Below are 9138 nucleotides of genomic sequence, written 5' to 3'. Positions count from 1 at the left end.
GGCTAGAGCGGCTTCACTGAAGGCGAAAGACGAGCGAATCGAGCGGGCCATTCAATTACGGCATGGTACACCGCAGTGCAGGTGCTAACCTACGTCTGCACATTATAACTTAGCGGAGAGGACAGGATTCGAACCTGCGAGGGGTTGAACACCCCTACGGATTTAGCAAACCCGCGCCTTAGACCACTCGGCCACCTCTCCGTTCATCACCCCACTACGGGGCACAAATTCCCGGTACTAGAGTTTTTATTTCTAGTTCGATGTTTGATCGGTAACAGGCACCTTCGTCAGGAATGACGCGACACCTGCGCCGCCGTTGTCAATCCACCGCGATGCGGGAAGATTGAATAAGCCGATCCCTCCCCGCACCAAGCGGGACCGACGGCCATCGCCCGGTCCAAGTTGGCACAACCTCCGTCCGGGGATGGGGTGCCCAGCTTCATCTATCAACAGTTTATCAGTTTCCACAGTTATGACAAGACGTGTAACTCGGCCCGGGGTTGCTGACCGTGGGTGATCCGAGCTATTTGCCATCCCCTATATCAGGTACGACCTACGCAATCGATCAAAGTTGATCTCGTCATCACATTCCGCGCATCCCATTGCGTCGGCTTAGCTTGTCAGTTTTCCAACGACATGCAGGAAACCTCAGTTGAGGGTCGATAGGTTCATTGGGTCAGGGAGTCGCAATGTCGTTCCAATATCGATTGAGCACCTATGAAGAAGACTAAGACGAAACGACGGTACTCCGAGGATCATGATGTGCACTCGCCCCTGGAGTCGTACCTCCGTGAGATCAACGAAACCCCTCTTCTCACTCCTGAGGAGGAGATGGAACTCGCCATCGCCATTGGCAACGGGGATCCAGTGGCGAGAGACCGAATGGTTCGTGCAAATCTCCGCCTGGTGGTGAATATCGCTCGCAATTATGTCGGAAAAGGCCTCAGCCTGCAGGATTTGATCGAGGAGGGAAACCTGGGCCTGCTGCGTGCGGTGGAAGGATACGACCCCGCCATCGGCACCCGCTTTTCCACCTACGCCAGTTACTGGATCAAGCAGTCCATCAAACGGGCGCTCATCAACTGCGGGAAAACCGTGCGGATTCCCGCTTACATGGTGGAATTGCTTTCGAAATGGCGGAGAGCCAGCACCCGGCTCGCCGAAGAGCTGGGCCGAACCCCCACGCCCGAGGAGGTTGCCAGGGTTCTAGGGATCCCTCGTAAGAAGCTGGGCATCATCAAGAAAGCAATACGGATCTACAACTTGACGCCACATACAGACCAGGCGGACAACGGGTGGTCGCTCGGGGAAATGCTGGAGGATGAGCGGTTCCGTCCGCCCGATGAAGAGCTCGTCACGCATGACAGCCTCAATCACATTCGAGAAAAATTAAAACACATGGATCCCCGCGAGGCCGCCGTTTTGCGCATGCGGTTCGGGCTGGACGATAAGCAACCGAAAACCCTCAAAGAAATTGGGGAGATCCTTGGTCTTACACGAGAGCGTGTCCGCCAGATTGAAACCGAGGCCCTTCAGAAGCTCGCCCGAGCCCTAGAAGGTGCCCCCCAGTAAAGGGGGGCTATCGCGCCAACCAGACATTCCCTTTTGCAATTGGCTCAGGTCGCGTAAGAGTTATCCACGCCACTTTTTCAGTGCGCGCTCCATCGCCTCCCCCATTTCCGCTGGGCTTTCGGCAACCTCGATGCCGGCTGCCTTCAAGGCCTTGATTTTGTCGTTTGCGGTTCCCTTCCCACCGGTGATAACGGCACCGGCGTGCCCCATTCGCTTTCCCGGTGGGGCGGTCCTCCCCGCAATAAACGCGGCTACCGGCTTGGGGAAGTGTTTCGCGATAAACTCTGCGGCGAGCTCCTCCGCATTTCCGCCAATCTCGCCGATCAGGAACACCCCCTCGGTTTGAGGATCCCTCTTGAACAGCTCAAGCACATCAATAAAGCTGGTTCCAACAATCGGATCTCCCCCCAAGCCAATGCAGGTCGACTGGCCAAGCCCACGCTGCGTTAATTGCCAAACAGCCTCGTAGGTCAGCGTTCCCGATCGGCTGACAACTCCAATACGCCCCGGCCGATGAATGTAACCCGGCATAATCCCTATTTTGCACTCACCAGGTGTGATCACCCCGGGGCAGTTAGGTCCGATGAGGCGGACCCCCGCCCGCCGAACGACAGGCGTGACACGGATCATGTCCAGCGTGGGGATGCCTTCGGTAATCGCGACAATTAACTTAATTCCGGTATCCACGGCTTCCAGGATGGCATCGGCCGCGAATGGTGGTGGGACGAATATCATCGTCGCATCAGCACCGGTGGAACGAACGGCCTCCTCCACGGTGTCAAACACGGGCACTCCATCAACCGTGGTTCCCCCTTTCCCAGGCGTGACCCCTCCAACCACCTGAGTGCCGTATGCCAGGCACTGCTGGGTGTGAAATCTCCCTGCCTTCCCTGTGATTCCCTGACAGATGACCCGTGTGCTTTTGTTAACCAGGATGCTCATAAAAGAAACCATGCAAGTGATCTACGAAAGCACCTTCTGTGATGGTGTTATCATCAACCAAAGGATAACGAAATTCTTCGTTGCAACCTGCCCAGCTCTATCTAACGAAAGCCAACCGATCATCGCCCTGCGGCTGCTGCGACTACCTTTTGGGCAGCGTCTGTTAGATCATTGGCAGGAATGATCGCTAAACCGCTGTCTGCCAGGATCTTTCGGCCCTGCTCAACCTCATTTCCTTCCAGGCGAACGACCACTGGGACGGTAATTCCTACCGTGCGATGCGCTTCCACAAGTGCCTGCGCAATCGTGCTGCAGCGCATGATGCCCCCGAAAATGTTCACCAACACCGCCTTGACTTTGGAATCCGCGAGAAGAATTCGAAACGCCTCAATCACCTGGTTGAGGTCTGCCCCACCACCGACATCCAAAAAGTTGGCCGGACGCCCCCCATGAAGCATGATCAAATCCATCGTGCTCATCGCCAAACCGGCCCCATTCACGAGGCACCCAATATCTCCGTCAAGTTTGACGTAGCTCAATCCTGCTTCGCTCGCTCGAAGTTCAATCGGATCTTCCTCATACACATCCAGAAGTTCTTTCCACTCTGGATGCCGAAAGGCGGCATTATCATCGAAGTTGATTTTGGCATCCATTGCCAAAAGCCGCCCGTCGGCGGTGACTCCCAGGGGATTGATTTCCACCAAACTACAGTCTTTTTCCACAAAAATCGTCGAAATTCCCCGGAGGACAGCGTCCAACTGCCGGGCAAGATCACCTTGTCCTAATCCCAGCTTCTGACTCAACTTGCGGCCTTGATAGGGGCGAACCCCCAAGCTCACGTCCACCGGCTCATAAAAAATGGCCTCTGGTTGGGTCGCCGCCACAGTCTCAATATCCATTCCGCCGGCAGCAGAAGCCAGAATAACCGGGCATTCTCTCTGCCGGTCTACCACCATGCCCATGTACAGTTCGCGTGTGACGTCGGCCGCCTCCTCAATAAGGACGCGGCGAACCACCCGTCCCTCTGGCCCAGTTTGAGCGGTCACCAGTGTGTGCCCGAGCATTCGGCCGGCCACTTGCTTGGCTTCCTCCGGGGATGTTACCAGTTGCACTCCGTGTTGGTTGGGGAACTCGCGGAAGGTTCCTTTTCCTCTTCCTCCAGCGTGAATCTGGGCCTTGATTACGGCCCGTGGAACCGCCAACTCCTCGAACAGGCGGCCCGCCTCCTCAGGTGCTTCCGCCACTTTGCCAGCGGGCACCGGCACCCCAAACTCTCGAAACAATGCCTTGGCCTGATACTCGTGGATTTTCATAGATCGTAGTTATAGATCGTAATTAGTGAAATTTGGTCCGTGAGGAAGCACCGGCGCACAGCTCACGCTTTGTCGGGGTAACGGTCCGACCGAACGGATGCCCTCTTCCGATGCCCTGTCGAGGTTCGAATCCCGAATACCCCAAGTTCATCGACGGTATCGGGGCAGTCGCTTTTTCAATTCTCCCCAGGGCAGCGTGTTCACCACGTCCTCCTTCGTCAATCCGCCCCGGCGAGCCTGTAGGACCCCGTAGCGCATGGCCTCGAGTCCATTTATGCTATGCGCATCTGTCGAAATTGCAATAGGGACACCGTACGCTTTGGCTGCCGCACACGCTACATCGTCGAGATCCAAGCGTCGCGGATGCGCGTTAAGCTCCATCATCTTGCCATAATCCCGCGCCGCCCGTAACACCGCGTCCAGATCGACCTCATAGGCGGGACGTTCGAGAAGTAACCGGCCGGTAGGATGAGCAATGGCACATACGGCTGGGTGTTTCAGGGCCCCGATAATCCGTCGCGTGATTTCCTCCCGAGATTGATTCTGTCCAAAATGCACGCTGGCCACCACCCAATCAGCTTCACTCAGCACTTCGTCGGGAAGATCCAACCGGCCATCTTCGAGAATATCCACTTCGACTCCCTTGAGAATCCGAAAGTTCCGCCATCTGCCTGCTAACTGATCGATCGCCTTCCACTGTGTGAGCAGCCGCTCAGGATTTAGCCCGTTCGCTACAGTAACGCGCTGAGAGTGATCAGTGATCGCGATGTATTGATACCCTTTTTTCCTAGCTGCCTCAGCCATCTCCTCAATCGTCGCTAGGCCGTCCGACCATGTGCTGTGCATATGCAAATCGCCTCGGATGTCCTCCAGTGTGATAAGTTCGGGAAGTGACCCAGTGGCTGCCCATTCAAACTCCTTGCGTCCCTCTCGAAGCTCCGGCGGGAACCACGGCAGTCCCAACGCCCCATAGACATCTTCTTCTTCGCGTCCAGCGATACGTTTGTCTCCTCGAAAGACGCCATACTCGTTGATCTTCAAGCCGAGATCTTTAGCCATGCCCCGTAAGATAACATTGTGCTCTTTTGAGCCTGTGAAATATTGGAGCGCTGCCCCAAATGATTCTTCGGGCACCACGCGCAAGTCCACATGCAGCCCAGTGTGCAACACCACCGACATCTTGGTATCGCCGCGCGCGATGATATCTTTCACCGCCCGATATTTCGCCAGTCGATCCATGACCGGATTGGGATCGTCGGCAACGGCCAAAAAATCGAGATCCCCGACTGTATCTTTGCCACGGCGATAACTCCCCGCCGGGGCCAAGCGGCGTAATCCCTGCGTTTCTTCGAGATGGGCGAGAATTTCCTGGACAATCTGATCCGCATCGCACCACAGAATCCGCTGCACAGCGACAAGGGCCGCCTCAATACCCTTGAGTATGTTCTCCTCGGTCTTGGCCCCAAATCCCTCTAAATCGCGGATTTTGTGTTGAAGACACGCTTCGCGCAACTCCTCGAGCGTTTTGATTTTCAGCTTATTGTAAATGGCAGCAACTCGTTTCGGACCCAAACCCGGAACCCGCATGAGAGTCAGCACACTCTCGGGAACCTGGGATTTTAACTCTTCCAGGAGCGGTAAAGATCCCGTTTTGACCAGTGTGGTGATCTTGTCGGCCAGATCGGCCCCAATACCGGGCAATTCTGTGAGTGCCTCAGGTCCCTTTTGGGCCAATTCGGCCACCGGCTCGGTGAGCTCGCTGACTGTCCTGGCCGCTGTCCGATAGGCTCGAACTCGGAAAGGATTCGCGCCTTGAAATTCCAAAAGGTCCGCGATCTGCTCAAAAACCGAGGCGATTTCCGCGTTTGTCACAGTCAGGAATACTCCCCAAAGATTTTAGATATTTAATGCTATGCTTTTTAACACGTTTTTCTGGCAAGTGGATGAGTAATACTTCAGTTCTATCATGAAGATTCTTGGAAATTCTGTCACATATGAAGCTCAACAATATCGCGATCCTGCAACACGTAATCGCCCTTGACCACCGTCCCGGGATGGACCGCCGATCCCCACACCCGCGCGAACTTCAGGTTTTTTGCCAGCTCCTTGTGAATCTCTGCCGCCATGTCAGCGACGGTGCTGCCACGGCGAAATGTAAATGGGCGCTCCAGATCGGGCTCTTTCGCAGAGGGCGGCTTGGCATATACGCGAACCACATCCAGGGCCTTGTAAATTGCTTCTCGGAGCGGCTCCAAACCGATGCCTTTTTCCGCGGAAATCACATATTCCGGAAAGTCGAGCGGTAAAAGTTCGTGAAGCAGTTCCAGACGAGCCGGCGCCTCTTCTAAGTCTATTTTATTGGGAACAAGGAACGCTCGAGTATATGATAATCCCACATCCTCCTCGTCCAAATAAGATGTAGCACTTAAACGGCTCTTTGTTTTATTCAGTTTTTCAATAACCTCCTGGCACTGCACAATTCCCTCATCACTTCCCAAATCGACCATGAGCAGTGCGAGATCAGCACTCCGAATGAGCCCGTGCATGCAGGGGTCAATAAAGTCGGCTGTAATTGGCGGAGTATCAATTAACTGTACGAACACGTCTTCCCACGGCATCATCCCGGGCAGCGGCACCTTTGTCGTGAACGGATAGGGAGCCACCTCCGGGGTAGCACGCGTCAGGGCGCGCAGGAGGGCGCTTTTCCCCGCATTGGGCCCGCCCAAAATGACCACTGTCCCGGCCCCCTGACGCGGAATGCGAAACCCCCGGGTACGGCGCCCGGTGCTCCGCTCTGCCTGAATCTGCTTTTTGACCTCACTGATTTTCCGCTTGAGCTCCGCCTGGAGCTTGTCCGTTCCCTTGTGCTTCGGGATCTCCTGAAGCATTATTTGCAGCCACTTCAACTCCTCCTCCGGGGTTGAAGCGCGCCGATATTCCTCCTCAGCCTTCAGGTATTGCGGTGTGAGATTTGCCGGCATCGCCGTCTCAACATCCGTGATCGATCAATGCACCTCTCTTGCCAATCGCCCAAACCGAATTACTTGCTCCAACGCTCAAACTCCACTGGTGCGCGGTATTCACCGCTCGTTGGTTTGCTGATTCATTATTATCTATATCACTAATCAGCCCGTCCGGCCAGGGTCCAAATTCATCAATGGACCGTGCAGCGAGTGGAAAGCAACCTCCACAAATTGCTTTGCCTTCTCTGACCAACTCTCACCGCGAACACGCTGACGGGCCTCAAGCTGGTGCGGATCAACCCCCACTTTGAGACGCAAATCCACCCACGCCGCGAACTCCTCCGGTGTCGTCGCAATGTCGACTGCATCTGCCCACCCCCGCGTCGCAGGTATGTCACAAACGACGACGGGCCGATCTGTCGCCAGATACTCTCGCAGCTTCAACGGTTCCGATTCGTCGACACCGGGACCGCGGCGATAGGGCATAATAAGAACGTCGGTATGCCGTGCCAGAACCGAAAGCATACACTGCGGAATCGGCCCAGGCATCTTGACCCGTGCAATTCCGCCCAGCTTGGGATCATGGGTGTTGATCGGACCGATCAGAAGAATGCTACCCTGCACCAACCTGTCGCTTATCGCTGCCACAATAGTCGCATCTACCTGCCAGTTGATAGAGCCCCAAAAAACGATCCACGGTCGTTCGTAACGCCGAAGCCATTCGGAAATGGGCTCGATACTCTTTTCACGTGCGGGAGAGGACCATCTTTCCCAATCAATGCCATGCGTGATAATCACAGCAGTTTTTCCAAATTCTTCTATATGCCTTTTTAAATACTCATTCGCCGCAATGATAACGTCAGCTTGTTCGACGAGACACCGTTCTAAATCTGCGATTCCCTTTCTGTCCATCTCAGGCCAGTTCCGAAAGTCGTCCACGCAGTAGTAAAGCCACCGATCGACTTGTAAGACTCGAACAAGAATGGCCGCTATTGGTATCGTAGTCACAACCACGCGTGGCCTTGGATATTGACGAACTGCTGGTGCAAGCTGCCACTGCAAGAGCGCGCGGTTGATCGCCCGCTCCCATCGTCGCGTCACTCGAGGCCACATCACCGGATTCAGAACACGGGGTGTCCTGTTACAGACATCTGACCTCGGCACCTCCGTTTCTTTCTCGTGTCGACGAGATATATTGAGCCACTGGCATATTTTTTCCAAACCCCGCCTGACAGTGAACGCATCTAATCGTGGCGGGCGCATTCCGATTGTATTCACCCAGAGGACCGGAAATTTATCGAGAAGGTGTGAGAAGATATGCTGACAGCTCGAGGGATGCCGACCCCAGTCATCCGCAAACACGATGAACGATCCAGAGTTCGTGTCCACACCTGGCATCGGTGTACTATATCCCTGAGTGACCAACACCGCCATTCGAGAAACTGTCAGGGAACCCCATCATCTCAGTTCGAGATCAGCCCCAATCCAGGACGCCAGTTCTGGCTATCGGTTACCCTGCCTTTTGAGCAATAAGCTTCTCCACAAGGGAATCATACTCCGAAAACATACGGTCCTCCGAGAAGAGCGTTTCCGCCCGATGTCGACCTGCCTGGCCCAGTCTCGTTCTCAGCTCACTATCCGCGGCGAGCCGGTGCAAGGCTCTCGCTATTTCTCCCGGATTCTGGGGCGGCACCAGCAGACCAGTTTCATTTTTCACGACAATTTCCGAAACCCCCCCTACCTCGGTCGCAACAACGGGCAATCCCGCCATCATGGCCTCAATAATGGTAACCGGGATTCCCTCATTCAGGCTTGTGAGTAAAAAGATATCACTAGCTGCCAAAAGTTCAGGAATATCCTGTCGATAACCGAGTAATCGAACGGATTCTTTCAGGTTCATATTTTGGATGGCGTTTTCCACATCCTTGCGCGTGGGCCCGTCGCCTACGAGGATCAACTTGATCGGTATATCGCGCAAGTGCTGAAACGCACTCACTGCGGTAAAGTGATCTTTCAGCCGGTCGAACCTCGCTACGTGAGCAACCACCAGATCCTGCGGGCCTGCACCGAGTAATTGGCGGTAATAACTCCTTTTACTAAAACATCCGTTAAATCGCCGTACATCTACCCCGTTGTAGACTATCGATATCCGGTGCGCCGGGAAACCTTCCTTTCTAATCAACGCCTGTTTGACGGACTCTCCCACAGCAACGATCACGTCATCCCGTCGCAAAAGAAATCTGTTAAACAGAAATCTCCGCCACTTTCTTCTATCCGGATAGAATCGACCGTGTTCGACATAAACGATTGGAATTTTGATCGTTAATCCCCTGGCCAGCACGGAGTAA

Annotated in this window: 7 protein-coding genes and 1 tRNA gene; 1 reads left to right on the top strand and 7 read right to left on the bottom strand. The window is 54.7% G+C overall.

The genetic code is table 11. From position 1 onward, the window contains the following. Positions 1-113 precede the first annotated feature (113 nt). Positions 114-201: transfer RNA gene (locus tag ABJK56_RS05740), tRNA-Ser, on the bottom strand. Between the two features lie 516 nt (positions 202-717). On the opposite strand from ABJK56_RS05740, the gene ABJK56_RS05735 reads away from it, so the two are divergent. Further along, positions 718-1572, top strand: coding sequence for an RNA polymerase sigma factor RpoD/SigA (locus ABJK56_RS05735; protein ID WP_347243708.1), 855 nt, complete (start codon positions 718-720; stop codon positions 1570-1572). A 60-nt stretch (positions 1573-1632) separates the two neighbouring features. On the opposite strand, the gene sucD is transcribed toward ABJK56_RS05735, so the two are convergent. The 6 genes from sucD to ABJK56_RS05705 all read right to left on the bottom strand — a co-directional run. Beyond that, entirely contained in the window at positions 1633-2514 is an 882-nt protein-coding gene (sucD, locus tag ABJK56_RS05730) for a succinate--CoA ligase subunit alpha (protein ID WP_347243707.1), read from the bottom strand. A gap of 119 nt (positions 2515-2633) precedes the next feature. Next, positions 2634-3827 carry an ADP-forming succinate--CoA ligase subunit beta gene (sucC, locus tag ABJK56_RS05725; RefSeq protein ID WP_347243706.1) on the bottom strand — a complete coding sequence of 398 codons (1194 nt, stop codon included), beginning with the start codon at positions 3825-3827 and terminating at the stop codon, positions 2634-2636. A 147-nt stretch (positions 3828-3974) separates the two neighbouring features. After that, positions 3975-5699, bottom strand: coding sequence for a DNA polymerase/3'-5' exonuclease PolX (gene polX / locus ABJK56_RS05720; RefSeq protein WP_347243705.1), 1725 nt, complete (start codon positions 5697-5699; stop codon positions 3975-3977). A gap of 116 nt (positions 5700-5815) precedes the next feature. Then, entirely contained in the window at positions 5816-6808 is a 993-nt protein-coding gene (locus ABJK56_RS05715; RefSeq protein WP_347243704.1) for a GTPase, read from the bottom strand. 144 nt (positions 6809-6952) lie between these two features. Next, positions 6953-7891, bottom strand: coding sequence for a hypothetical protein (locus ABJK56_RS05710; RefSeq protein WP_347243703.1), 939 nt, complete (start codon positions 7889-7891; stop codon positions 6953-6955). A gap of 409 nt (positions 7892-8300) precedes the next feature. Continuing rightward, positions 8301-9138: glycosyltransferase (locus ABJK56_RS05705; protein WP_347243702.1), on the bottom strand; the 838-nt coding region annotated here is incomplete at its 5' end.

Origin of the sequence: Thermogutta sp., assembly GCF_039793925.1 — a bacterium.
In the GTDB taxonomy this organism is placed as follows: Bacteria; Planctomycetota; Planctomycetia; order Pirellulales; family Thermoguttaceae; genus Thermogutta.
Note: the sequence above shows the minus strand (reverse complement) of the source record. Positions and strands in the feature narration are given on the sequence as shown.